Below are 23337 nucleotides of genomic sequence, written 5' to 3' on the forward strand. Positions count from 1 at the left end.
AAGCTGGCTTCTGTTGTTATGGCTGCTTAAAATATAAACAATCATTAAACATTGTCGTCAGTTTCAGACTGGAGGTTCGTATGAATATTGGTTCCACCGCAGGATCGGCATTCACCACCGCAACTGCTGGTATCAATCAGAGCAGCGATCAGGTTAAGCGTGCCGCGCAGGAGGTTGTTGATGCAACCACCACTCGTCCTGTCGAAGGCAGTGGCAAGATTGCCGAAGCAACCACGGACCTGAAACAGGCGGAACGTTCTGTCGAAACCAATGCCAAAGTTGTTCAGGCCGCTGATAAGACATTGGGCTCAATCATCGATATTGAAGCCTGATTCTGGCCTGAGTCAGAAACGCACTGAGTAATCCAGTATGCAGATTTCAGTTAACACCAACCAGATCACAGCTCCTGCAGCACCAGCGAATATCGCTGGTGGCGCTGGCGTCGTGGCGGTTGAGGATGCTGAAAATGCTGGTTCGGTAGCCTTTGCTCCGGTTGATGCGGTGTCCATCAGCGAGGCTGGACGGCGTGCCAGTGAGCAACCGATTCAGCCAGTGCAGGAGATTGAACGTGAGTCGGTTGATGAGAGTGATTCAGGCAGTCCGGTTGCCGAAGATGACGCACAGGCTCAGACGGCGTCTGGTGAAAAGGACAGATCAGAAGCACAACAGGATGTAACTGCAGAGCGCAAAGAAGCTCAGGATAAAGCCGAGCAACGCCAACAACAGGCCGATTTGGCGGTAATTCGTCAGCTCAAGGCTCGTGACGCTGAGGTGAAAGCCCATGAAGCAGCTCACGCTGCGGTTGGTGGCGAACTGGCTGGTAGTCCTTCCTTTACTTACCAGAAAGGCCCGGATGGCGTGCGTTACGCCGTTGGTGGTGAAGTTCCGATTGATGTCAGCAAAGTGAGTGGCGATCCACAAGCGACGCTTGAGAAAATGCAGCGGGTGCAACGTGCAGCCCTGGCACCTGCTGAACCTTCAACGCAGGACCGCCAGGTTGCTGCTCTGGCGGCTCAGCAGGCAGCAGAAGCGCGTTCTGAAATTCTGAGTGAACGACGTAACACGGCAGAGGAAGAGAGTGAAAAAGATTCTCAGTCGTTGAGTGCTGAGGAAAAAGCAGCCGCTGAAAAAGAGAAGAAAGAAAAAGCAGAAGATGCGGAGAAGCGGAAAGACAGCCAAACGGCAGCCGATGTGTTTTCTGAGCAGAACCAGCGCTTACGCCGCATTAACGAGTTTTTGCTGGAAATCTCTGCACCACCGGCGGCCAATGCCGGTGATCTGATCGATGATGTTGTCTGACACGTTGACCGGAACTGGGCTGTAATCGGCCGCTCCCCTTGATCTATCCATTAGTCATCCATTCTTTATACCGTTTACCCAAATAGCACGGATTGTCACTTCTGACCTGTCAGACAATCTATTCTCCAACCTTTTTCGTCGGATGCCGCAGCAAAAAGCCTGTGATTGCTATGCTCCTCAGGCTTGACAATGTCGGTAGGCGAACGTATGTTTCAAACACTTGTTTGAAAAGGTGGTCAGATAAGACCATCGTATTAATAAACAGCAGCCGTGAAGCTGCCCGAACACAATAAGGCAAAGAGGTCAGTCGCTATGCCAGAGTATAAAGCTCCCCTACGTGATATGAAGTTCGTGATGGACGAAGTGTTGGACATGCCAGGCCATTACGCCAGCCTGCCAGCCTATGCAGAGAACGCTACTCCAGAGATGATCGATGCGATCATCAATGAAGGTGCTAAGTTCTGTGAAAACGTTCTTGCACCACTGAACCGTGTAGGTGATGAAGAAGGTTGTACTCGTCACGAAGATGGTTCTGTAACCACTCCTACTGGCTTCAAAGAAGCTTATGCTCAGTACGTTGAAGGCGGTTGGCCAACACTGTCTCACGACGAAGAAGTTGGTGGTCAGGGCATGCCTGAGTCTCTGGGCAGTGTTGTATCTGAAATGGTTGGTACTGCGAACTGGTCTTGGGGCATGTACCCGGGTCTGTCTCACGGTGCAATGAACACCATCTCTTCCTGGGGTACTCAGGAGCAGAAAGACACTTACCTGACCAAGCTGGTTAGCGGTGAGTGGACTGGTACCATGTGTCTGACTGAGCCTCACTGTGGTTCTGACCTGGGTATTCTGAAAACCAAAGCTGAGCCAAACGCTGACGGTTCTTACTCTATTTCTGGTACCAAAATCTTTATCTCTGCCGGTGAACACGACATGGCTGAGAACATTGTGCACATCGTTCTGGCCCGTCTGCCAGGTGCACCAGAAGGTACCAAAGGTATTTCTCTGTTCATCGTTCCTAAGTTCAACGCAGCTGAAGACGGCAGTGTTGGCGATCGCAATGCGGTTGTTTGTGGTTCTATCGAACACAAAATGGGTATCCACGGTAACTCTACCTGTGTGATGAACTTCGACGGTGCAAAAGGCTTCCTGATCGGTCCTGAGAACAAAGGTCTGAACTGCATGTTCACCTTTATGAACACCGCTCGTATCGGTACTGCTCTGCAGGGTGTTACTGCAGCTGAAGGTTCTTTCCAGGGCGCTCTGGCATACGCTAAAGACCGTCTGGCAATGCGCTCTCTGACTGGTCCTAAGGCGCCTGAGAAAGCAGCTGACCCAATCATCGTTCACCCAGACGTTCGTAAAATGCTGCTGACTCAGAAAGCATTTGCTGAAGGTGGTCGTGCTCTGGTTTACCTGACTGCGATGCAAAATGACATTGTTCATTACGGTAACTCTGACGAAGAGAAGAAAGCTGCAGATGAACTGCTTGGCTTCCTGACTCCTATCGCGAAAGCGTTCCTGACTGAAGCGGGTGTTGAGTCTACTAACCTGGGTGTTCAGGTATTCGGTGGCCATGGTTTCATCGCTGAGTGGGGCATGGAGCAGCTGGTACGTGACGCTAAGATCTCTACCATCTATGAAGGTACTACCGGTATTCAGGCACTTGACCTGTTAGGCCGTAAAGTACTGATGACTCAGGGTCAAAGCCTGAAGAACTTCACTAAGATTGTTCACACTTTCTGCAAAGAAAATGCAGAAAACGAAGCTATGGCGCCGTTCATTGAGCCGCTGACCAAGCTGAACAAAGAGTGGGGCGATCTGACCATGAAGATTGGTATGAACGCCATGAAGGATCGTAACGAAGTTGGCTCTGCTTCTGTTGATTACCTGATGTACTCTGGCTATGTGACGCTGGCTTACCTGTGGGCAACCATGGCTAAAGCGGCTCAGGAAGCATTGGCTGCAGGTACTACAGAAGAAGACTTCTACAAAGCTAAGCTGACAACCGCTCGCTTCTATTACACTCGTATCCTGCCTCGCACTGCAGGCCACGCGGCAACTATGGTTGCTGGTGCGGATACGCTGATGGATCTGGATGAAGAACACTTTGCGTTCTAATTTGATCTGACACAAAGAACCGCGCTTCACGACAGTGTTGACGCGGTTTTTTGCGTTCTGGTATAGGCAATTTAATTTCAGCCGTTACAATAGCGGCGTTTTGTTTATTGGTCTGTCGCTGGAGCCAATGACAGAACGAACAATATACACGAGGTGAATCATGGCAGAATATAAGGCCCCATTGCGCGACATGCGCTTTGTCCTGAATGAAGTTTTTGAAGCTGACAAACTGTGGAGTTCGTTAGCTGGTTTAGAAGGCGTGGTTGATGTTGAAACCGCCGAAGCCATCCTAGAAGAGTGCGGCAAGATCGCCAGTCAGGTTCTGGCACCACTGAACCGCGAAGGTGATGAGCAAGGCTCTACCTGGAACGACGGTGAAGTCACTGCGGCTCCAGGCTTCAAAGAAGCGTATCAGACTTACACCGAAGCCGGCCTGAACGGTCTGGGTGGCAACCCTGAGTTTGGTGGCATGGGTATGCCGAAAACTCTGGTTGGTCAGATGGAAGAAATGGTTCAGGGCTCTAACATGTCGTTCGGTCTGGCTCCGATGCTGACTGCTGGCGCATGTCTGTCTCTGAATGCTCATGGTTCTCAGGAACTGAAAGAGAAATATCTGCCAAATATGTATTCTGGCGTTTGGTCGGGCGCAATGGACCTGACTGAACCACACGCAGGTACCGACCTGGGTATTATCCGTACCAAGGCGACTCCAAACGCTGATGGTTCTTACGATGTAACCGGCACTAAGATCTTCATCACCTGGGGTGAGCATGATATGGCCGAGAACATCATCCACTTGGTTCTGGCAAAACTGCCGGATGCACCAGCTGGCCCTAAAGGCATCTCCCTGTTCCTGGTTCCTAAGTTCCTGGTGAACGAAGACGGCTCTCTGGGCGAGCGCAACACCATGGGTTGTGGTTCTATCGAACACAAAATGGGTATCAAAGGTTCTGCTACCTGTGTGATGAACTTTGACGGCGCTAAAGGTTGGTTAGTTGGTGAAGAGAACAAAGGCCTGGCGGCTATGTTCACCATGATGAACTACGAGCGTCTGGGTGTAGGCATCCAGGGCATTGGCGCGGCTGAAGCGTCTTACCAGAATGCTGTTGAATACGCTCGTGACCGTATTCAGTCTCGTGCGCCAACCGGTGCTCAGGCGAAAGACAAAGCGGCTGATCCAATCATCGTACACCCGGATGTGCGTCGTATGCTGATGACTTCACGTGCGTTCACTGAAGGTGGTCGTGCATTCTCTACTTACGTTGCTAAGTGGCTGGACATCGCTAAGTTCACCGACAACGAAGAAGACCGTAAGCACGCTGATGCAATGCTGGCACTGTTAACTCCGGTTGCTAAAGCCTTCCTGACTGACAACGCTCTGGAATCTGCAGTGGCTGGTCAGCAGGTATTTGGTGGTCATGGCTTTATCCGTGAATGGGGTCAGGAGCAATACGTTCGTGATATCCGTATCACCCAGATCTACGAAGGCACTAACGGCATTCAGGCACTGGATCTGATGGGTCGTAAAGTTGTTGGTAACAATGGCGCGTTCTACAAGCTGTTCGAGCAGGACATCAACGAATTCATCGCGACTCAGGCGGATAACGAAGCCATGGCTGAGTTCATTGAGCCGTTAAAAGCTGCGCTGGAAAACCTGAATGACCTGACTCAGTGGGTAATCGACAGTGCTCAGGGCAACCCGAATGAAGTGGGTGCTGCTTCTGTTGAATACCTGCAGGTATTTGGTTACACCGCATTCGCTTACATGTGGGCGAAGATGGCGTCTGTTGCTCTGAACAACGCTGACGAAGCTTTCTACAAAGCGAAACTGGGTACTGCACGTTTCTTCGTTAAGCGTCTGCTGCCACGTTACATTGGTCTGACTGCTGCCGTTAAAGGTGGTGCAGAGCCATTGTTCGAGCTGGAAGAAGACATGTTTGAAACGGCTTAATCGCTGTTTTCTGAACGTTAAAAAAGCCACCTTCGGGTGGCTTTTTTATGCCTGTGATACGGTATTGCAGGTTTTGCACAGTGAAACACTGTGTTGTTGGCCAAAAGGCTAATGCGCCGGGGCTGACATCTGTCACATGCTTGTAATAGACTGGTGTCTAAAATTTGTCAGAAACTGAAGTTATGTCTAAAGACGTTGATAAGCGGGTGGAGCGCACCCGACGTTTATTAATGGATTCTCTGCTGGAGCTGATGGCTGAAAAGCCTTATGGAAAAATTTCAGTCGCGAATGTTTGCCAGCATTCCGGGGTTGCACGACCAACCTTCTACCTGCATTACCACTCAAAAGATGATTTGTTGCGTGGCTATATTGAGCGCATGTTTCTGCAATTTTATGCGGAAGTTGAGCCTTCGCTGACGGCATCACCAAATGTTGACCCACAGATCGCTGAAATTATGTTCCGCCAATGGTCGGATAACGCGCGTTTTGCCAAGTTGCTGGTGGAAGCTGATGTTGAGGCGCTGATGCTGGCGGAATTCAAATTGTATGTTGGCCGGGTAATGGAAGGGTATATCAACGCCCACGAAGCGCTGATTAAGGATCGCAGTCAGGTTAACTACGTTGTCGACTTCTTAACCGGAGCGTCCTTTATGGTGATTGTGCGCTGGATTAAAGAAGACTTCCCCATCCCGCCGCAGGAAATGGGACAGCTATACGCTGATTTGGTACGACCTGGGTTGTTGCAGGTGATGCTGAAAGGTCGATTCTGACTGTTCGACTCAGCCCGAAAACGTAAAAAGGCTCCTGATGGAGCCTTTTTTATATCTGTGTGGTGACGTCAGGCGACGCCAGCACGGCGATTTTTGTCGACACGTTTGTCATGGATTTTACGAATCTTACGTGATGCCTTATCGAATGCATCGCGTACCGCTACATACATGTCCTCGTGGTCAGTATTGTCGTGATTGTCGTTGGTGATCGCAACCGTCTCTCCGGGTAAACCGATTTCCAGCGAGACGTGAGCTAGTTTTCCTTTGTTGCTGTGATTGTGGGGCATGGCTACAACGGCTCTGACCCCGGTGATCCCGTCAAATGTTGAGGTCAGCTTGTCGGCCTTCTCCCGAATGGTTTGTTCAATACCGGCAGAATGTTCGATGTCGCGGAAGCTGATTTCCAAACCTTTCATAGTCGCTCCTTTTGTTAGTTGCCTACTAAGGATGGATGATTCAGGTTACTCTGACCATGCCTTAGGTCAACTATTTATAACGGAAAGCAACTTCCTTTTGATTGAGACTTTGGTAACCGTCTGTGAGGAAATTTAGGCCTATACTGATTCAGTTAACGAATAAATGAGCGTGTTATGCATTCACTCATTGCTTTTTACAAAGGTACGGGCACCGATCACCGCGGCAGAACGCTCAGCGGTATTCTGGCTTTCTCAGACAGCGAGTTAGAGAGTTGCCATGATTATATCCAGTGGTTATTTCCTCTGCGCAAACCCAGCCCGTACAACCCGGAGGCGCCGGTTGTCACGGATGAGGTGGCGGTAGAATTTCGTCAGGATCATGAGCTTCAGATCACGGTACACCGTGTATTGCTGCGTATGTTGCAGTTTTACGGCGTGGTATTAAGAGAGACGCCACAGGGTTTTGAGTTGCTGGCACCAAAGGATGTTCACGATTTTCACTGGATGACGCCGGATAATCACAATCACAAACGTCTGAGCCGGATGTTGGCATCACTGAAACTATTTGGTCTCGATACCCATGTCACTGCTTTGTGGCAGGGCTTGCAACAGCTGGCACTGGCCAATCCTGAAGCGATATCAACCGCCACTATTACCCATTGGCGCCTGGCAGCGCTGGGGGTCGATGACTCCTTATGATAGGCTGTCGGTCTGACCAATAACGAGCATTGCTATGCAGGTTTTTGACCTTCCGGTTGTGTTTTTTGATCTCGATGATTCTCTGATTAACAAGGATGCCAACAGTCTTTGGATTAAGTGGCGCTTCAAACACGAGCGCTGGGCGATGGTTGAAGCGCTCCAGGCTTTGGCATCGCTGTATCGGGCGTATAAAAAGGGCACCGTCACACATGCTCGCCTCTCCAATTACTACCGTACCCGAACCCGGGGAATGACTCTGGCTGAATACCGCCAGAGGGTTGATGACTTCTTCCTCGAACGCGGCAATTTTCATATTTATCCTCAGGCTGCTTCCTTACTGTTTGCTTATCAACGCCAAGGGACCGAGTTGGTCATGATTACCGGCTCTGACAACGTGGTTGCTGAAGCGTATGCAAAAGAGCTGGGTATTCCCCACGTAATCAGTAACCGTTTGGTTGAAGAAAACGGCGAGATCAGTGGCTTGCAGCAACCTATGTGCTATGGCGACGGTAAAGTGGCGCTGGCCCGCCAGTTTCTGCAAGAGCGTGATCTGACCTTTGCCGATGCCGCTTTTTACACGGATAGTCATTCAGATGTGCCGTTGCTGGAGTCGGTTGCTCAGCCTGTGGTACTGAATCCGAATGACGAATTACGTCTGATAGCTCGTGAAAAACGCTGGCCCTGCCTGGATTGGCGCGAATAAAGTGTTCCATTCCTGCTTATGCTTGTCGGCAGTCCCTTATCTGGTATAGTTCGGCTACCCAATCACATTTCCCCTGATTATCGGAGATCGCGGTGTTTTTCCAATATAACCGCCCGTTACAGCAGGGTCAGCATCTGACCCAGCGATGGTGTTAACACAGTAATTTTTCTGTGATGTGGACCTGTGCCTGAAAACTGGCTGCCACAGTGTTAACCAAACGAGTCTCCAAAGGTTTTATATGACACCGCAACAATTCCATACCCTGGTTGAACAGGGCTATAACCGTATACCGGTCGCACGCCAGGTACTGGCTGATCTTGATACACCGTTAACGACGTTTTTAAAGCTGGCTGCTCAGCCTTACACCTATTTGCTTGAATCGGTTCAGGGCGGCGAAAAATGGGGGCGTTACTCCATTATTGGTTTGCCATGCCGTGAAATTTTAAAGGTTTATGGTCAGCAGATTCAGATCGAAAAAGACGGCGACATTGTCGAACAGTTTGATGTCGAAGATCCGCTGCAATACATCAGCGAATTTCAGCAGCAGTTTAAAGTGCCTACCCTTGATGGTCTGCCAAAATTTGATGGCGGCTTAGTGGGCTACTTTGGTTACGACACCATTCGTTATATCGAACCCAAATTAAAAGCCACTTGCCCGCAAGACGATTTACAGACACCGGATATTTTATTGATGGTGTCGGAAGAAGTGGTGGTGTTCGATAACCTCAGCGGCAAGCTGCATTTAATTGTGATGGCCAACCCTGCGGCTGAAAATGCGTTAGAAGCCGCTGAGCAGCGCATTGAACAACTGCGTCAGCAAATCCGCACGCCATATCAGGGCGAAATAGGTCAGCCGTTGGCGGAGCCTAAAGAAGTCGCTGAAAGTGATTTCCGCTCTATGTTTGGAGAGCAGGAATTTATGGATGCGGTGGATAACATCAAAGAATACGTGTTATCCGGTGACATTATGCAGTGTGTGATTTCACAGCGTATGCAGGTGCCGTATTCCGGTGACCCGGTGAATATTTATCGCGCGCTGCGCACCTTAAACCCATCGCCTTATATGTATTGCCTGAATTTGGGTGATTTCCACGTGGTGGGTTCTTCTCCGGAAATTCTTGCACGATTAGAAGATGGTGAAGTGACGGTTCGTCCGATTGCCGGCACCCGTTATCGTGGCCAGACCGAAGAAGAAGATCAGGCGCTGGAAGCCGAATTATTAGGTGATCCAAAAGAAATTGCCGAACATTTAATGTTGATCGATTTAGGCCGTAACGACGTGGGTCGTGTTGCGCAAACCGGTGAAGTGGAAGTGACGGACCAGATGGTGGTGGAACGCTACAGCCATGTGATGCACATTGTTTCTAACGTCAAAGGCAAAGTTAAAGACGGCATTACCGCGATGGATGTATTACGTGCGGTTCATCCGGCGGGCACCTTAAGCGGTGCGCCAAAAATCCGGGCGATGGAAATTATCGACGAATTTGAATCAACCAAGCGTGGTGTTTATGGCGGCGCTGTGGGTTATTTAAGCTGGAATGGCAATATGGATACCGCAATTGCGATCCGTACTGCGGTAATTAAAGACGGCGTGCTGAATATTCAGGCTGGCGCCGGTGTGGTGGCGGACTCTGTGCCGCGTCTGGAATGGAAAGAAACCATGAATAAAGGTCGTGCGATGTTCCGCGCGGTTGCCATGGCGGAAGCCGGACTGGATCAGGAATAAGGCAGAGGAGTACACACTATGTTAGTCATGATCGATAACTACGACTCTTTTACCTACAACGTGGTTCAGTATTTTTCTGAGCTGGGCGCTGATGTAAAAGTGTTCCGTAACGATGAAATTACCATCGAAGAAATTGAAGCATTAAATCCGGATCATTTAGTGATTTCGCCAGGGCCATGTACTCCGAATGAAGCGGGTATTTCCATGGCGGCGATTAAACACTTTGCCGGTAAATTACCGATTCTTGGTATTTGTTTAGGTCACCAGAGTATTGGCCAGGCATTTGGTGGCGATATTATTCGCGCCGGTCGGGTGATGCACGGTAAAACCTCGCCGATTCATCATAAAGATTCAGGTGTGTTTGCCGGATTAACCGAAGGTTATAACGCTACCCGTTATCACTCTTTGGTCATCGATAAAGATACTATTCCGGATTGTCTGGAAATTACTGCCTGGACTGAAAATGAAGACGGCAGTATGGAAGAAATTATGGGTGTACGTCATAAAGAATTGGCCATCGAAGGTGTGCAGTTCCACCCGGAATCTATTCTGACCGAACATGGCCATGATTTATTGGCGAACTTCTTAAAAACCAAAATCTGATCACAGGGGAATAACATGGATATTAAACAAGCGTTGGCCCGTGTGGTTGAGCAGCAGGATTTAGCCACCGAAGAAATGACGGCCGTTATGCGCCAGATTATGACCGGTGAATGTGACGATGCTCAAATCGGCGCGTTTCTGGTTGCACTGCGAATGAAAGGTGAAACCATCGACGAAATTGTTGGTGCGGTAACGGTAATGCGTGAACTGGCGAGTGGCGTAAAAGTCGAAGCTGATAATGCGGTTGATATCGTGGGTACTGGCGGTGACGGCGCTAACCTGTTTAATGTCTCTACTGCGTCTTCGTTTATTGTTGCAGCGGCTGGCGGTAACGTCGCTAAACACGGTAACCGTGGTGTTTCTTCCAGTTCCGGCAGTGCTGATTTATTGGAAGCGGCCGGTGTGAATCTGGCGTTAAACTCTGATCAAGTTGCTGAATGCATTAATCAGCTGGGGGTGGGCTTTATGTTTGCTCCTCAGCATCACAGCGCGATGAAACACGCCATTGGCCCGCGTAAAGCATTAGGTCTGCGTACCATCTTTAACGTGCTGGGTCCTATGACTAATCCGGCGGGTGTTAAAAACCAGTTAATTGGTGTTTTCAGTAAAGAGCTGGTGCGTCCGGTTGCTGAAGTATTACAGCGTTTGGGTGCAGGCCATATTATGGTGGTTCACTCCAAAGATGGTCTGGATGAAATTTCTCTGGCGACTGAAACGTACGCCTGTGAATTAAAAAATGGCGAAATTCGCGAGTTCGAAATTAAGCCGGAAGATGTGGGTCTTGAGCGTCAGGACTTAACCGGTTTAAGTGTTGATAGCGCTGATGAAAGTTTAGCCCTGATCAAAAATGCGTTAGGCAAGCGTGATACTGATGCCGGTAAAAAAGCTGCAGATATGCTGGCGATTAACGCCGGCGCCGCGATTTATGTTGCCGGTTTGTCGGTAAGCTTTAAAGACGGCGTTGATATGGCGGAAGACGCAATTTATAGCGGTATGGCGCTGGAAAAAATTAAAGAGCTGGCAAGCTTCTCGAAATATATTGCTGAAGACGGTCAGGGCTGATTAGCCTGTCAGACCGGAACGAGCGAAGCCATCTGATTATTTTCAGTCGCAGGATCGAAAGTTCGTCCATGAACCACGATCCTACCGCCGCATCCATGCGGCTGCTGTGAAAATATTCAAATAGCTTCCCTCCACAGAAACCTGAGTCGACTCAAAAGGTTTCGAAACACTTTAAAAATTAACTGCCGAAACAGAGCAGAACATAATGAACACACCAACCATCTTAAAAAAGATCCTGGCGACCAAAGAACAGGAAATTGCAGAGCGCAGCAAAACTGCACCTTTAGTAGAAATTAAGGCACAGGCGGCTGATCGTGATCCCTCCGAGCTGCGCGGTTTCTACCGCTCCATGAAAGCGAAAGTAGATGCAGGCTTGCCAGCGGTTATTTCTGAAATTAAAAAGGCGTCACCGTCCAAAGGTGTGCTGCGTGAAAACTTCGTTCCTGAGCAAATCGCTGAATCCTACGAAAAGGGTGGTGCGGCTTGTTTATCGGTATTAACCGATCGCGATTATTTTCAAGGCCATGAAGATTATTTAATCGCTGCCCGTAATGCCTGTTCATTACCGGTTATCCGCAAGGACTTCCTGATTGACCCGTATCACGTATATGAAGCGCGTTTGCTAAACGCTGATTGTATTCTGCTGATCGTATCAGCCCTGAGCGATATGCAGCTGCAGGATCTGGCTGGTTTGGCAGAAGAGCTGGGTATGGATGTGCTGGTAGAAGTACACGACGGCGAAGAGCTGCAATCAGCTCTGAAACTGTCGACACCGCTAGTGGGTATCAATAACCGTAACCTGCATACGTTTGAGCTGACGCTGGATACCACGCTGGGCTTATTGGATCAGGTTCCTTCTGACCGCTTGTTAGTCACTGAAAGCGGTATTCTGGTTCCGGATGATGTGAAGCTGATGCGTGATAATAACGTGAATGCTTTCCTGGTCGGTGAAGCCTTTATGCGTGCTGAAGAGCCAGGTGAAGAGCTGCAGAAGTTGTTTTTCTAAATTTTTTATGGTCGCGGACAGGGTCCGCTCCTACAAGATATTTGTACCGTAGGAGCGGACCCTGTCCGCGACATTTCATAACCCTGTTAATCATTTTCCAGAATCGGCTGATAATTCATTTCATCGCCCAAAATACGAATAACTGAAATGAAGTCTCGGTTAAGCCGGTAGAAGATGTAATGTTCCCGGACGTGTAACTTTCGATATCCTGCACGTAATTCGGAGCAATCGATACCAATCTCAGGATTGATTGAAATAGAGGTCAGCGCTGTATTCAGTTGATCCAGATATTGATCAGCCTGAACTACTCCCCAATGCTCCATGGAATAAAGCCAGATGTTGACCAGGTCTTCTTCGGCTTTGGTTTGTTTATGAATCCTGAGCATCTATAACTAATTCCGCCTTCCGTCTGGCTTTTTGCTTGATGGCTTCCATATCAAGCACTCCTGCATCTCCACTTTGCTCGCCCTCTATGAGTGCAGCCTGTAAAGCCTGGCGTTTAAGCTCCTGATAGTCTTTTTCTGAGACAACAACAGCTACTGGCTTGTTATTACGGGTGATACTGACAGGCTCACTCTGAGACTTCAGCAGTACCTCGCCAAACTCGCGTTTGGCATCTGTAGCGGTGTAAGTGGTCATGCGTGCAACCTGAATGATTAAATTGATCATTATGATCATTTCATATGGTTAAGAAATGAGCAAGTCTGTGGGATGGGATAGCGAGAATGTCAGCTTGAAAGTTTTTGGTCGGTGAAGTCTTTATGCGCGCTGAAGAGCCGGGCGAAGAACTGAAGAAGTTGTTTTTTATGATAGCTGAGTAGATTTTCACCATGCTTATTAGCTATTTTAAATCCATGACCAGTTCTGGTTCGATGATTGCTGCCAGTATCAATCTCTTTGTCATAAGTCTTAACCAGTCGTGAACCCACAGGTGGTCAGTTTCTTCTTTGGTTTGACGGAGCTTACTTATAGCTTTGATAGGAGTTTCTATCTTTCCACCATGAGCAACAGCACTGCGATATGCGTAAAGTAGCTTAAGCACTTTTGTGATATTCGTTTCACCAAATGCAGAAAAGTTAATATCCCTATCTATTAGTTTCAAACGATTGTTAAGAAGATTTATATTTCTGATTAGCTGACGTTGGATAGAGTCCATCCTATCTTCTGGTTGAGGGGAGTGGGATAGCAAGCCTTCGATTACTGAAAAGTAACCCAAAACTTTAAATGGTGAAGAGTCAGGCAAATTGTCTAGGGATAAGTACAGTGAAATAATTTTTCTAACTTCACTGGGGAATTCCATATTTAGTTTTGGGATGATTAAGTTAAGATCTTTTTTTAGCAAGTTAACTTTGCACGCCGACGGCAATTCATGATCGACAAACATCGCTCCAAGAGAATTGCGAATGTTCAGCATGCTGAACTCCAAGTATGGTGTGCTTGTTGCGCCGCTTTCTAATGTAACGTAACCCATTCGCAAATCGACTTCAGCTATTGAAAAAGCGATGTTTACATTCCAGTAGAAAAGATTCGGGTCGGAGCATTCAATAACTGCATGCCTCCACTGGCTTGGGTCTGAAATTGGATGCCCACCTGGTCGATTGCCAGTTAGGGGAAGGCGCTGATTGAGGAGACCAAGCGTTCCTCTCCTTTCTGAGAAGGATCTAAAATGCCACTCAGAACCTTCATTGGATAGCTCTTCCATGGTTGCTTTTCTGAGTAAAAGGCCATGGCCTAAATCGGTGTCGTTTTCGATTAGATCCTCTTTGACATCCAAAAAAACAAGACCTTTCCATTTTTCTTGCATCATAATCATTATCCGTCGTTAACCCTCTTTGTCATTTTTCGAGGAAAGAACAGTAAGCCAATTAGAAAAAACCGGGCTAAAGAGCCCGGTTTCCTGTATCAACTAGCGCAGTAAGAAATTTTATTCTTCTTCCTGGCACAGCAAAAACTCCAGCAGAGCTTTCTGAGCGTGTAAGCGGTTTTCCGCTTCATCCCAAACAACAGAGCGTTTGTCGTCCAGCAAATCTTCGCTGACTTCTTCGCCACGGTGTGCTGGTAAACAGTGCATAAAGACAACGTCGTCGTTCGCCAGATCCAGCAGAGCAGGAGAAACCTGATAATCCTGGAACTTAGCCAGACGATCATCCTGCTCATCTTCCTGACCCATAGAAGCCCAAACGTCGGTCACTACCAGGTCAGCGTTTTTAACCGCTTCTTTCGGATCACGCATTACGTTTACACGATCAGCGTTTTCGTTCACCAGATGCTCGGCAGGTTCAAAACCTTCCGGACAAGCAACGTTTAAGGTGAAGCCAAACTGGCGTGCGGCATTGATGTAGGAATGGCACATGTTATTGCCATCACCAATCCAGGCAACAGTTTTACCTTTGATGCTGCCACGGTGTTCAACATAGGCCTGTACATCGGCCAACAGCTGACATGGGTGGAAGTCATCGGTTAAGGCATTAATTACCGGTACCTGAGAAAACGCGGCAAAACGCTCGACGGTTTCGTGATCAAATGTACGGATCATCACCACGTCGACCATACGGGATAAAACGCGTGCGCTGTCTTCGATTGGCTCACCACGGCCTAACTGAGTGTCACGTGGCGATAAGAAAATCGCGCTGCCGCCCAGCTGTGCCATGCCCGCTTCAAAGGATACACGGGTACGGGTCGATGATTTTTCGAAAATCATGCCCAGTACTTTATTTTTTAGTGGCTCATGAATCTCGCCGGAGCGGTGAATTTTTTTCAGCTCAATCGCGCGATTAATTACCCAGTCTAATTCTTCCGGAGAGAGATCCAGCAGGGTTAAAAAATGTCTCACAATAATTCTCTCTTAGCCGAGTGTCGAAACTAAAGCTACGACACGTTCAACAATCTGATCGGCTTCTTCTTTATTCAGATTTAATGGCGGCAATAAACGAATCACATTGCCCGCCGTGACGTTAATTAATAACTGTTGTTCGGTAACGGCCTGAGCCATCAGCTGTGGACAATCCTGGTTCATCACCAGACCAATCATCAGACCACGACCACGGATTTCTTTTAATTTACCCGTGCCTTGCAGTTTTTCAGTAAATTGAGCGCGTAAATATTCGCCCATTTCTGCGGCGTGTTCGCTCAGCTTGTCCTGTTCGATGGTTTCAACCACTGTAAAAGCAGCAGCACAGGCCAGCGGGTTACCGCCGTAGGTAGAGCCATGATTACCTGGCTGTAAAACCTCTGCCGCTTTGCCGCGTGCTAAACAGGCACCAATCGGTACACCGTTACCCAGGCCTTTGGCGGTGGTTAATACATCCGGCATAAAGCCAAATTGCTGGTAGCAGAAGTAGCTGCCGGTACGACCGTTACCGGTCTGGATTTCATCCAGCATCATTAACAGTTCGTGCTGATCACACAGTGCACGTACCGCATGCAAATAGTCAGCAGAAGCGGTCGCTAAACCACCTTCGCCCTGAACCGGTTCCATTAATACCGCAACAATTTGTGGATCGGCTTTGATCACAGCTTCCAGTGCTGCGATATCGTTGTAGGGTACACGGACAAAACCGCTGACCAGCGGGCCAAAACCTTCATGCACTTTGGCATTACCGGTGGCCGACAAAGTCGCCAGAGTACGGCCGTGGAATGACTGAGTCATCACCACGATTTTGGCTTCATGAATGCCTTTATCGTGGCCGTATTTACGGGCGATTTTAATCGCCGCTTCGTTAGCCTCAGCACCTGAGTTGGAGAAAAACACATTGTCCATGCCAGACACGCGTCGCAGTGCTTCCGCCAGTGCTTGCTGACGTTCAATACCGTATAAGTTGGAGGTATGAATAAGCTTGTCTGCTTGTTCGCACAGCGCTTTGGTAACTGCAGGATGAGCATGGCCCAGACCACACACAGCGATTCCGCTGAGTGCATCCAGATACTGCTTTCCATCTTCACCGTTCAGCCAGCTGCCCTGGCCAGAAGTGAAAGTCACCGGTAAACGCCCGTAGGTGTTCATGATGGCATGCATAGGTTTGAATCCTTAAAAACGCAAAAAGGCAGCTGTTGCTGCCCTCGGAGGACGAATAATACGGAAGGCAAGGGGCTTTGTAAATATACGCCAGAGGTCGAATATTCATCAGTATTGATAGTTTTGTTTACCAAAAAACAGACTAATCTTAATCAAAATGTTGTGTGTGAGATCACTATGAATATTCGTACTCGTTTAACTGCTGCCATGTTGTCAGCGGTCATCATCCCGTTAGCGGTCATTACCATGCTGGCTGTGCTTGAGCTGCAGGACAGTGCGGTCAGAGAGTTTGAAAATCGCAGTAATGCTGAAATTCGCCATATCGATAAGGCATTCAGTCTTTATCTGAATGGCCTTGCTGAGGATGCAGCTTTTCTGGCCAGTACCCAGGCGATCAAAGGGCTTGACAGTAATGTTACTCGCTATCTTGATGCGCCTAAGATGACATTCGCCCAACGTGAGGGTAGTCCTGAGGCATTAGCCTTTGCCCTGATGGATGACTTCGGAAATTCAAGACCCGACCTGGCTTATGTTTTTCTAGGGTTGGATGATGGGGGCTATATACAGTGGCCGGCAGGCGAAATGGGCAATTATGATCATCGTAAACGCCCATGGTATATTACTGCGAAAGAAAGCCCCGGCGTGCCAGTTCGTGCACCTGCTTATAAAGATTTGAATACAGGTGCTCCCTTATTGGATTATTTGCATACCTTTACGACTGACGGTGGTTTGACGGGCGTTGTGGGTGTGGATGTTACATTGGCAAAGCTGACTGAAATGGTGAAATCGGTGCATTTTGGTGAGCAAGGATATCTGATTCTGATAGAAGAAACCGGCACCGTTTTAGCCGATGGTGGTGTTCCTGAAAACAATTTTCAAAAAGTGAACGAGGTGAGCGACGTTTACCAGCAGCTGTTTAATGCCAGTGGACTGCTTGAAGTGACTTTGAATGGCGAATTATGGTTTGCAACGGTTTATACCTCGCCAGAGTTGGGCTGGAAATTTGTGGGTGTTATTCCTGAGCATGAAGTGTTTGCCAGTGCGGCTCGTTTGCGTAATACCATTATTGTTATCGCACTGGTGCTGCTGGCGGCTTTTGCTGTGCTGGCAATGTGGATTAGTAACCTGATTTCTCGCCCGATTCAGGTTGTGACCAAAGGCCTGGAAGAAGTTGCTTCTGGGGAAGGAGACCTGACGCGCCGCCTGAAAGTAGTCAGCAATGATGAATCGGGGCAAATGGCGTCTGCATTTAATCGTTTTGTCACCATGATTCATTCACTGGTATCTGATATTAATCAACGTGCAGTGGATGTTCAGAAACAGTCTCAGGGTGGCCGTAATATTTCTGATCAGCTGATGAATATTTCCGACCAACAATCCAACGCCATTGAGCAGGTTTCAACGGCATTTAATGAAATGGTGGCTACCTCCAATGAGGTGGCAAAAAACTGCAGCGAAACGGCGCAGGCAGCAGACCAGAGCCAGCATCATGTGGAGCAGGGGCAAACCTTTATTCAGAAAACGACCGGATCGGTTGAGCAGCTTGAACGGGTTATTGAAGATTCAAACCAGGCTATGACCGCACTGGCTGAAGAATCTAAAAATATCACGACCATTCTCGATACTATCCGCGGAATTGCTGAACAAACGAATTTATTGGCATTAAACGCAGCAATCGAAGCCGCACGTGCCGGTGAGCAGGGACGGGGTTTTGCTGTGGTTGCCGATGAAGTGCGTACACTGGCGGGCCGTACAGCAGAATCGACGGAAGAAATTGATTCTATGATTACATCCCTGATCAGCCGTACCAGTGCCGTATCGGATAAATTGGCCAGCAGTCTTGAGCATTCACGCGAAACGGTTGATGCAACTGAACAAACACGGGATGTATTTGTTTCGATTCAGGATTCGGTTTCTCGCATCCGTGATATGGCGACTCAGATTGCGGCCGCAGCTGAAGAGCAGCATCTGGTTGCGGAGGAAATCAATCAAAATATCATCAGCATTAATAACGAAGCTGTGAATGCCAGCGAAAGTTCTAAGCAGTTAAAAGCGGGTGCTGAAAGTCTGAGCAGTGTATCTGGTGAGTTATCCTCTATGGTCAGTCGTTTTAACGTCTGAAATCAAGCTATCTGATCGGCCATCGTGCTGATCAGATAGATCAATTATCTTGCTCTGCTGAGCCATTCTTATCCCGGATTTTGCCTGTTAAGGTTTGCCTGACACCTGCCATGATCTGGAAAACGTATGACCAGCGACCAGTTAAACGACTCTCTGAACGACTACCTGCAAGCGACGGAATTTTTCGATTTCGATAATCCTCAAGTCAGTGCTTATGGCGATAAGCTGCTTGAATATGTGGATCTGAATGACAAAATTGCCGTAGCCAAAGCACTGTACCTCGGTGTGCGCGATGATATTCTTTATAACCCATACGTTTTCCAGATTATCCCGAAAACTCTGTCGGCCAGTTATTGTCTTGAAGACGGCCAGAGTTATTGCATTCCAAAAGCGGTGTTATTAGGTGCGTTGGCGCGTAAATACAGTATTCCATCGCGCTTAGGATTAGCCGATGTAAAAAATCATTTATCGTCGCAGCAGTTAATCGATTTCCTGCGTAGCGATATTTTTGTGATGCACGGTTTTATTGAATTGTATTTACCGGATCAGCAAGGTGAAATGCATTGGGTAAAAGCCACGCCTGCTTTTAATGAAAGATTGTGCCGTTTAATGAAAGTTGATGTACTGGAATTTGATGGTTACAACGATTCTATCTTCCAGGAATTCGACGAAAACGGCGGACAACATATGGAATACCTTGCTGACCATGGCACCTTCGCCGATGTACCGATGGATTTTATCGTGGAGTCTGTGGATAAAGCCTACCCCCATCTGGTGAAAGCGTTGCAGGAAAAACAGATGAAGGGGCGTTCGCTGGAAGCGGAAGTCTGAGCGCTATTTTTTGGCGTGTTCCAGAACAAACTCAGCAAAAGCACGATTGGCTTTACTGAGATAACCGTCGCGGCGCCAGGCTAATGCCAGATTCAGTTCAACCGGTTTGGAAAACGGTCGGGCGACCAGGCCGTCTTGTGGTTGAATAACCATTTCCAACAGTGTTGACGCTGCATAGCCGCGCTGAACAATAGCTTTGATTAATGCAATCAGGTTGGTTTCAAAACCAATTACCGGTTGATATTGGCCATCGCTGGCGAGTTGGTCGACCAGTTTACGGTGAAAATAACCGGGCTTAAAAAGCACCAGTTCCTGACTAAAAAATTCGTCGTAACTGATGCTGCTTTTGCTCGCTAACGGATGATCTTCCGCCAGTATTACTTTCATTTGTTCGTGTAAAAAAACTTCGGCTTCCAGCTGCGGGCGAAGAAAAGCTTCGGCAACAACTGCCAGGTCAATATCGCCTTTTTCTAATAATTGTTGCAGTTCCCAAACGCCGCCTTCAATGACCTCCAATCGCAGGTTGGGGTAACGTTCGCGAAACGCCATCAGTATTGGCGGAAAATAAAACGATCCCAGCATACCGGGAATGCCAACCCGGACTTCCCCTTTCTCCAGCCCCTTTAATTCCTGCATCTCAATTAATGCATCGTCCGTTGCCTGAACAATACGTCGGGCATGAGCCAGCAGTCGTCGTCCTTCATCTGTGAGGGTAATGCGCTCGTCATGACGGTGAAACAGGGTGAGCTGCAACTGCTCCTCCAGTTTTCGGATCAACATACTTAACGCCGGTTGGGCGATGTGCAGCTGTTCGCTGGCCCGGGTAAAGCTTCCGAGCTCAGCAATGGTGGCGAAATATTTCAGCTGTTTCAGATTCATAAGAAAAGTATATGGATATAGTGATTACTATATATTTAACTGATTCATTTGAGATTGCTACCCTCGAACCGGTTTTAACTGTGGATAAAGAGGGCGTTATGATCGAGGCAGGCAGTCGCCGCTATTGGCGTGCATCGATAGCACTTCTGATTGGATCTTTATTGGTATTTGCCAATCTGTACTTACCTCAGCCTTTGTTGCCGGTACTGGCACAGGATTTTGCGTTGAGCAGCGCCCAGGCGAGTCTGGCATTAAGTGTCAGTACGGCTGCGTTAACGCTGGCTTTGTTGATGATTGGGCCTTTATCGGATGCGGTTGGGCGTAAGTGGCTGATGATTGTCAGCATGGCTGGAATCTGTGCCTCAACCGGCCTGGTCAGTCAGGCCGATAGTTTCACTGAGCTGCTGACATTACGGGCGATGACCGGGTTTTTCGCAGGGGCACTACCAGCTATTGCGATGGCTTACATGGGGGAAGAAATGTCACCGGCAGCGCTGGCGGCCGCGGTTGGGCTCTACATCAGTGGCAACAGCTTAGGCGGTATCGGTGGACGATTATTCGGAGGCCTGATTACGGACCTGTACGGGCTGGATGATACCTTTGCTCTGATGGCCTGCTTCAGCTTTGTGCTGTTGCTGCTGTTTATCTGGCTGCTACCTGAAAGTCGTCATTTTCAATCTCAACCGCAATCCCTTAACCGGATCATTGGCAACTACCTGAGTCATTGCCAGAATCCGCTGTTGTGGCCTGCTTACCTGATCGGTGGGCTTAACTTTATGGTGTTTCTGAATCAGTACAGCTATATCACATTCCGATTGAGTGCCACGCCGTATGAGTTAGACAGTCGCTGGTTGGGACTGTTATTTCTCACCTATTTATCCGGTACTGCTGGGGCTGCGTATTCCGGCCGCTTATTAAGGCGCTGGTCTCCTCCGGCATTGATGGCGCTGGCCATTCTGTTGTTTATGTTGGGGACATTGCTGACGCTGAGTTCTGAATTAGTGGTGGTTATCGCGGGATTATTACTCAACGCACTGGCATTTTTTTCCGCTCACTCCGCCGCCAGCGGTTGGGTCAGTCGCTGCAGTGATCAACATCGTGCCAGTGCCGGCGCTTTGTACTTCGTCAGCTATTACTGCGGTGCCAGTGTTGGAGGCGCTTATCTGGGAATATTCTGGCAGCCGTTTGGCTGGAGTGGCGTGGTAATTGGCTCGTTGCTTGTGTTGTTACTAACGCTGATGCTGGCGTTGCACCTGGCACAGCTGACAAAAAAGCCCGGAAAAATCCGGGCTTTCTGAACGACTAAGGGCAACCAGAATTACAGACGGTAATTCATCTGGAAGGACAGGCCCAGAGCGTTAACATCGTATTCGCCCTTCAGGTTGTCTTTGCCTTTTTGCTGGTCATTCAGGTCGTAGTTGTATTCATCAATCTTGGTTTTATCGATGAATAAATACGCGATACCGGCGTCGAAGCTCCAGTGGTTATTCAGCGTGTAAGTTGCACCGGCTGTTAACCACTGGCGGTCATTATCCGGTACACGAGCGGTACGGTGTTCACTGTTAACCGGCGACTCATCAAAGGCGTAGCCGGTACGCAGCGTCCAGTCTTCGTTCAGCAGGTATTCGGCACCAACCGAGTAAGAAACGGTGTCGTTCCATTTTTCTACGATGTGGCCGATGTAGTTTTCACCCAGGCCCGCGATGTCATCAATAACGCCTTCATCGGTAGCAATTACGTCGAAGTACTTAAATGAAGACCAGTCAGTCCAGGTGGCACCTGCCAGTAACTGCAGACGATCGTTAAAGTCGTGAGCAACACTGATAGTCGCAGAACGTGGACCGGTTAATGGTACGCGGGAATCCTGCTTCTCAATTTTCCCGGTTGCTGGCTGACCTGCGGCATTCAGCGGTGTGGTGCTTGGAGAACCAGCGATGGCTGTGCGCAGTGCGTTCAGTTCGGTTTGTGCTGCGTCAGTATCGGCTGGCACAATTTTGTTGGAAGAAGCCGAGTAAGCCACGACACCTTCTGATTTCTCGAACTTCGATTTTCCTTCCAGTTCAAAGTCCACATCTGAGCGGTAAGCAAAACCCAGTGTGGTGCTTGGTGTAACGTCCCACATCAGACCGAAGTTCCAGCCGTAACCAATGTCGTCACCGGATACTTCAAACTTGTTCTCGTAACCTCGGTAGTCTTCCGGGTTAATCTGCTGGCCTGCTTGTGCCGCTTTGTAAGCGCCGGCTAATGGCACCAGATCCAGCTCTTTGCTTAACAGACCTTTGGCATAAACGATGTCGATACCCACACCAAACGAGAAGGTGTCGGTTACCTGGTATGAAAAGGTTGGCTGAATGTCGATAGCCGACAGTTGTGTTTCATCGGCAAAACCACCGGCCAGTGAGCCCTGGTCGTAATTGGTTGAGGTGCCAAACGGAGCAAAAATACCCAGGCCAACAGCTGCTTTGTCGTCGAGTTTATGAACGTAGTAGCCAAATGGAATCAGTTTATTGTCGAGGAAGTTACCACCGTCGTTGTAAACACCCGCTTCGCCAAATGGTGTTTGGGCGGTTTTTGGCAGGTTGCTGCTCATGCCAGCACCGTCGATGCGCTCACCGCTGAATTCGCCGTCCAGGTTCAGATAAGTGAAACCGAATGATGCCTGGGAGCGCTCAAGGCGGCTCATACCTGCCGGGTTAAAGAAGACAACAGAGGCATCTTTAGCGACAGCTGCACTGCCGGCAAATGCGCGGCCAGCACCACTGGCAGCCTGTTCATTGATTTTAAAACCGGATGCCATGCTTTGGGACGCAAGCATAACAGCCGCAGCCAATACTGAGCTTTGCTTCAACATAAAGTGATCCTTGGGTATTTCTGTTTTTGTAATAAAAATGGCGTAGATGGAGCGCCAGGGTGGCGGATTATGTCAGGATGAATTACGCCAAAATGTAACTAATTGTGTTTTTTGTGTAATTTATGGAATTACAAAGCTGAAATTAAGGCATGACTCGGGGGAGGGATTTTTCCATGGAAAACCAGATGTTTGGCTTGTCTGGGGAGTATCGGATGCCGGAAGAAAGGTATCGCTACCAAAAAGAGAAGAGGGCAGCGCAATCGACGGGAGAACAGGGTAACAGTCAG

At 48.6% G+C, this 23337-nt stretch carries 22 protein-coding genes; 14 read left to right on the forward strand and 8 right to left on the reverse strand.

From position 1 onward, the window contains the following. Nucleotides 1-80 precede the first annotated feature (80 nt). The 5 genes from ACOQOZ_RS19230 to ACOQOZ_RS19250 all read left to right on the forward strand — a co-directional run bounded on the left by ACOQOZ_RS19230 (nucleotide 81) and on the right by ACOQOZ_RS19250 (nucleotide 6138). Complete coding sequence (locus tag ACOQOZ_RS19230; RefSeq protein WP_420589769.1) at nucleotides 81-332, forward strand: flagellar basal body rod C-terminal domain-containing protein; 252 nt, start codon at nucleotides 81-83, stop codon at nucleotides 330-332. 37 nt (nucleotides 333-369) lie between these two features. Further along, a complete protein-coding gene (locus ACOQOZ_RS19235) occupies nucleotides 370-1299 on the forward strand; it encodes a putative metalloprotease CJM1_0395 family protein (RefSeq protein ID WP_420589770.1) in 930 nt (309 codons plus the stop codon). A 312-nt stretch (nucleotides 1300-1611) separates the two neighbouring features. Next, the gene (locus tag ACOQOZ_RS19240) at nucleotides 1612-3417 is read left to right on the forward strand and encodes an acyl-CoA dehydrogenase C-terminal domain-containing protein (protein ID WP_420589771.1); all 1806 of its coding nucleotides are present in this window, start codon (nucleotides 1612-1614) and stop codon (nucleotides 3415-3417) included. 160 nt (nucleotides 3418-3577) lie between these two features. After that, on the forward strand, nucleotides 3578-5368 hold the full coding sequence (locus ACOQOZ_RS19245; RefSeq protein WP_420589772.1) for an acyl-CoA dehydrogenase C-terminal domain-containing protein: 1791 nt from the start codon (nucleotides 3578-3580) through the stop codon (nucleotides 5366-5368). Nucleotides 5369-5550: 182 nt separating this feature from the next. Then, nucleotides 5551-6138: a TetR/AcrR family transcriptional regulator gene (locus ACOQOZ_RS19250; RefSeq protein ID WP_420589773.1), complete on the forward strand. Its 588-nt coding sequence runs from the start codon at nucleotides 5551-5553 to the stop codon at nucleotides 6136-6138. Nucleotides 6139-6206: 68 nt separating this feature from the next. On the opposite strand, the gene ACOQOZ_RS19255 is transcribed toward ACOQOZ_RS19250, so the two are convergent. Continuing rightward, complete coding sequence (locus ACOQOZ_RS19255) at nucleotides 6207-6554, reverse strand: HPF/RaiA family ribosome-associated protein (RefSeq protein ID WP_420589774.1); 348 nt, start codon at nucleotides 6552-6554, stop codon at nucleotides 6207-6209. Nucleotides 6555-6728: 174 nt separating this feature from the next. On the opposite strand from ACOQOZ_RS19255, the gene ACOQOZ_RS19260 reads away from it, so the two are divergent. The 6 genes from ACOQOZ_RS19260 (at nucleotide 6729) to trpC (ending at nucleotide 12353) form a co-directional block, all read left to right on the forward strand. Next, nucleotides 6729-7253 carry an opioid growth factor receptor-related protein gene (locus ACOQOZ_RS19260; protein WP_420589775.1) on the forward strand — a complete coding sequence of 175 codons (525 nt, stop codon included), beginning with the start codon at nucleotides 6729-6731 and terminating at the stop codon, nucleotides 7251-7253. 34 nt (nucleotides 7254-7287) lie between these two features. Continuing rightward, on the forward strand, nucleotides 7288-7956 hold the full coding sequence (locus ACOQOZ_RS19265) for an HAD family hydrolase (RefSeq protein WP_420589776.1): 669 nt from the start codon (nucleotides 7288-7290) through the stop codon (nucleotides 7954-7956). A gap of 238 nt (nucleotides 7957-8194) precedes the next feature. Next, nucleotides 8195-9682 (forward strand): anthranilate synthase component I, encoded by a 1488-nt coding sequence (gene trpE, locus ACOQOZ_RS19270; RefSeq protein ID WP_420589777.1) that lies wholly within the window; start codon nucleotides 8195-8197, stop codon nucleotides 9680-9682. Between the two features lie 18 nt (nucleotides 9683-9700). After that, the gene (locus tag ACOQOZ_RS19275) at nucleotides 9701-10285 is read left to right on the forward strand and encodes an anthranilate synthase component II (RefSeq protein WP_420589778.1); all 585 of its coding nucleotides are present in this window, start codon (nucleotides 9701-9703) and stop codon (nucleotides 10283-10285) included. A gap of 15 nt (nucleotides 10286-10300) precedes the next feature. Further along, on the forward strand, nucleotides 10301-11347 hold the full coding sequence (trpD, locus tag ACOQOZ_RS19280; protein WP_420589779.1) for an anthranilate phosphoribosyltransferase: 1047 nt from the start codon (nucleotides 10301-10303) through the stop codon (nucleotides 11345-11347). Nucleotides 11348-11552: 205 nt separating this feature from the next. Next, nucleotides 11553-12353 carry an indole-3-glycerol phosphate synthase TrpC gene (trpC, locus tag ACOQOZ_RS19285; RefSeq protein WP_420589780.1) on the forward strand — a complete coding sequence of 267 codons (801 nt, stop codon included), beginning with the start codon at nucleotides 11553-11555 and terminating at the stop codon, nucleotides 12351-12353. Nucleotides 12354-12439: 86 nt separating this feature from the next. On the opposite strand, the gene ACOQOZ_RS19290 is transcribed toward trpC, so the two are convergent. The 5 genes from ACOQOZ_RS19290 to ACOQOZ_RS19310 all read right to left on the reverse strand — a co-directional run bounded on the left by ACOQOZ_RS19290 (nucleotide 12440) and on the right by ACOQOZ_RS19310 (nucleotide 16368). Then, on the reverse strand, nucleotides 12440-12739 hold the full coding sequence (locus ACOQOZ_RS19290; protein WP_420589781.1) for a type II toxin-antitoxin system RelE/ParE family toxin: 300 nt from the start codon (nucleotides 12737-12739) through the stop codon (nucleotides 12440-12442). Next, nucleotides 12723-13022: a type II toxin-antitoxin system prevent-host-death family antitoxin gene (locus tag ACOQOZ_RS19295; RefSeq protein WP_420589782.1), complete on the reverse strand. Its 300-nt coding sequence runs from the start codon at nucleotides 13020-13022 to the stop codon at nucleotides 12723-12725. Before ACOQOZ_RS19295 ends, ACOQOZ_RS19290 begins: the two co-directional genes overlap by 17 nt. Before the next feature lie 172 nt (nucleotides 13023-13194). Then, complete coding sequence (locus ACOQOZ_RS19300; protein ID WP_420589783.1) at nucleotides 13195-14160, reverse strand: hypothetical protein; 966 nt, start codon at nucleotides 14158-14160, stop codon at nucleotides 13195-13197. A 117-nt stretch (nucleotides 14161-14277) separates the two neighbouring features. Next, on the reverse strand, nucleotides 14278-15192 hold the full coding sequence (gene argF / locus ACOQOZ_RS19305) for an ornithine carbamoyltransferase (RefSeq protein ID WP_420592435.1): 915 nt from the start codon (nucleotides 15190-15192) through the stop codon (nucleotides 14278-14280). Between the two features lie 6 nt (nucleotides 15193-15198). Further along, nucleotides 15199-16368, reverse strand: a complete 1170-nt coding sequence (locus ACOQOZ_RS19310) for an aspartate aminotransferase family protein (protein ID WP_420589784.1) — start codon at nucleotides 16366-16368, stop codon at nucleotides 15199-15201. 177 nt (nucleotides 16369-16545) lie between these two features. Here ACOQOZ_RS19310 and ACOQOZ_RS19315 point away from each other — a divergent pair, with 177 nt between their 5' ends. Both ACOQOZ_RS19315 and ACOQOZ_RS19320 read left to right on the forward strand, forming a co-directional pair. Further along, on the forward strand, nucleotides 16546-18489 hold the full coding sequence (locus tag ACOQOZ_RS19315) for a methyl-accepting chemotaxis protein (RefSeq protein WP_420589785.1): 1944 nt from the start codon (nucleotides 16546-16548) through the stop codon (nucleotides 18487-18489). A 126-nt stretch (nucleotides 18490-18615) separates the two neighbouring features. Then, a complete protein-coding gene (locus ACOQOZ_RS19320) occupies nucleotides 18616-19320 on the forward strand; it encodes a transglutaminase domain-containing protein (protein WP_420589786.1) in 705 nt (234 codons plus the stop codon). Nucleotides 19321-19323: 3 nt separating this feature from the next. On the opposite strand, the gene ACOQOZ_RS19325 is transcribed toward ACOQOZ_RS19320, so the two are convergent. Beyond that, nucleotides 19324-20199 carry a LysR family transcriptional regulator gene (locus tag ACOQOZ_RS19325; protein ID WP_420589787.1) on the reverse strand — a complete coding sequence of 292 codons (876 nt, stop codon included), beginning with the start codon at nucleotides 20197-20199 and terminating at the stop codon, nucleotides 19324-19326. A 98-nt stretch (nucleotides 20200-20297) separates the two neighbouring features. Here ACOQOZ_RS19325 and ACOQOZ_RS19330 point away from each other — a divergent pair, with 98 nt between their 5' ends. Next, nucleotides 20298-21497, forward strand: coding sequence for an MFS transporter (locus ACOQOZ_RS19330; RefSeq protein ID WP_420589788.1), 1200 nt, complete (start codon nucleotides 20298-20300; stop codon nucleotides 21495-21497). A 20-nt stretch (nucleotides 21498-21517) separates the two neighbouring features. On the opposite strand, the gene ACOQOZ_RS19335 is transcribed toward ACOQOZ_RS19330, so the two are convergent. Continuing rightward, entirely contained in the window at nucleotides 21518-23050 is a 1533-nt protein-coding gene (locus ACOQOZ_RS19335; protein ID WP_420589789.1) for an OmpP1/FadL family transporter, read from the reverse strand. Between the last annotated feature and the right edge of the window lie 287 nt (nucleotides 23051-23337).

Source organism: Bacterioplanoides sp. (assembly GCF_965219715.1).
In the GTDB taxonomy this organism is placed as follows: Bacteria; Pseudomonadota; Gammaproteobacteria; order Pseudomonadales; family Oceanobacteraceae; genus Bacterioplanoides.

Coding starts and splice junctions, on each gene's coding strand:
- ACOQOZ_RS19245 (WP_420589772.1), top strand. CDS start 3,578: ATGGCAGAATATAAGGCCCCATTGCGCGACATGCGCTTTGTCCTGAAT.
- ACOQOZ_RS19320 (WP_420589786.1), top strand. CDS start 18,616: ATGACCAGCGACCAGTTAAACGACTCTCTGAACGACTACCTGCAAGCG.
- ACOQOZ_RS19240 (WP_420589771.1), top strand. CDS start 1,612: ATGCCAGAGTATAAAGCTCCCCTACGTGATATGAAGTTCGTGATGGAC.
- ACOQOZ_RS19290 (WP_420589781.1), bottom strand. CDS start 12,739: ATGCTCAGGATTCATAAACAAACCAAAGCCGAAGAAGACCTGGTCAAC.
- ACOQOZ_RS19265 (WP_420589776.1), top strand. CDS start 7,288: ATGCAGGTTTTTGACCTTCCGGTTGTGTTTTTTGATCTCGATGATTCT.
- ACOQOZ_RS19315 (WP_420589785.1), top strand. CDS start 16,546: ATGAATATTCGTACTCGTTTAACTGCTGCCATGTTGTCAGCGGTCATC.
- ACOQOZ_RS19260 (WP_420589775.1), top strand. CDS start 6,729: ATGCATTCACTCATTGCTTTTTACAAAGGTACGGGCACCGATCACCGC.
- ACOQOZ_RS19300 (WP_420589783.1), bottom strand. CDS start 14,160: ATGATGCAAGAAAAATGGAAAGGTCTTGTTTTTTTGGATGTCAAAGAG.
- ACOQOZ_RS19330 (WP_420589788.1), top strand. CDS start 20,298: ATGATCGAGGCAGGCAGTCGCCGCTATTGGCGTGCATCGATAGCACTT.
- ACOQOZ_RS19335 (WP_420589789.1), bottom strand. CDS start 23,050: ATGTTGAAGCAAAGCTCAGTATTGGCTGCGGCTGTTATGCTTGCGTCC.
- ACOQOZ_RS19275 (WP_420589778.1), top strand. CDS start 9,701: ATGTTAGTCATGATCGATAACTACGACTCTTTTACCTACAACGTGGTT.
- ACOQOZ_RS19250 (WP_420589773.1), top strand. CDS start 5,551: ATGTCTAAAGACGTTGATAAGCGGGTGGAGCGCACCCGACGTTTATTA.
- trpC (WP_420589780.1), top strand. CDS start 11,553: ATGAACACACCAACCATCTTAAAAAAGATCCTGGCGACCAAAGAACAG.
- ACOQOZ_RS19235 (WP_420589770.1), top strand. CDS start 370: ATGCAGATTTCAGTTAACACCAACCAGATCACAGCTCCTGCAGCACCA.
- trpD (WP_420589779.1), top strand. CDS start 10,301: ATGGATATTAAACAAGCGTTGGCCCGTGTGGTTGAGCAGCAGGATTTA.
- ACOQOZ_RS19230 (WP_420589769.1), top strand. CDS start 81: ATGAATATTGGTTCCACCGCAGGATCGGCATTCACCACCGCAACTGCT.
- ACOQOZ_RS19255 (WP_420589774.1), bottom strand. CDS start 6,554: ATGAAAGGTTTGGAAATCAGCTTCCGCGACATCGAACATTCTGCCGGT.
- ACOQOZ_RS19325 (WP_420589787.1), bottom strand. CDS start 20,199: ATGAATCTGAAACAGCTGAAATATTTCGCCACCATTGCTGAGCTCGGA.
- ACOQOZ_RS19310 (WP_420589784.1), bottom strand. CDS start 16,368: ATGCATGCCATCATGAACACCTACGGGCGTTTACCGGTGACTTTCACT.
- trpE (WP_420589777.1), top strand. CDS start 8,195: ATGACACCGCAACAATTCCATACCCTGGTTGAACAGGGCTATAACCGT.
- ACOQOZ_RS19295 (WP_420589782.1), bottom strand. CDS start 13,022: ATGATCAATTTAATCATTCAGGTTGCACGCATGACCACTTACACCGCT.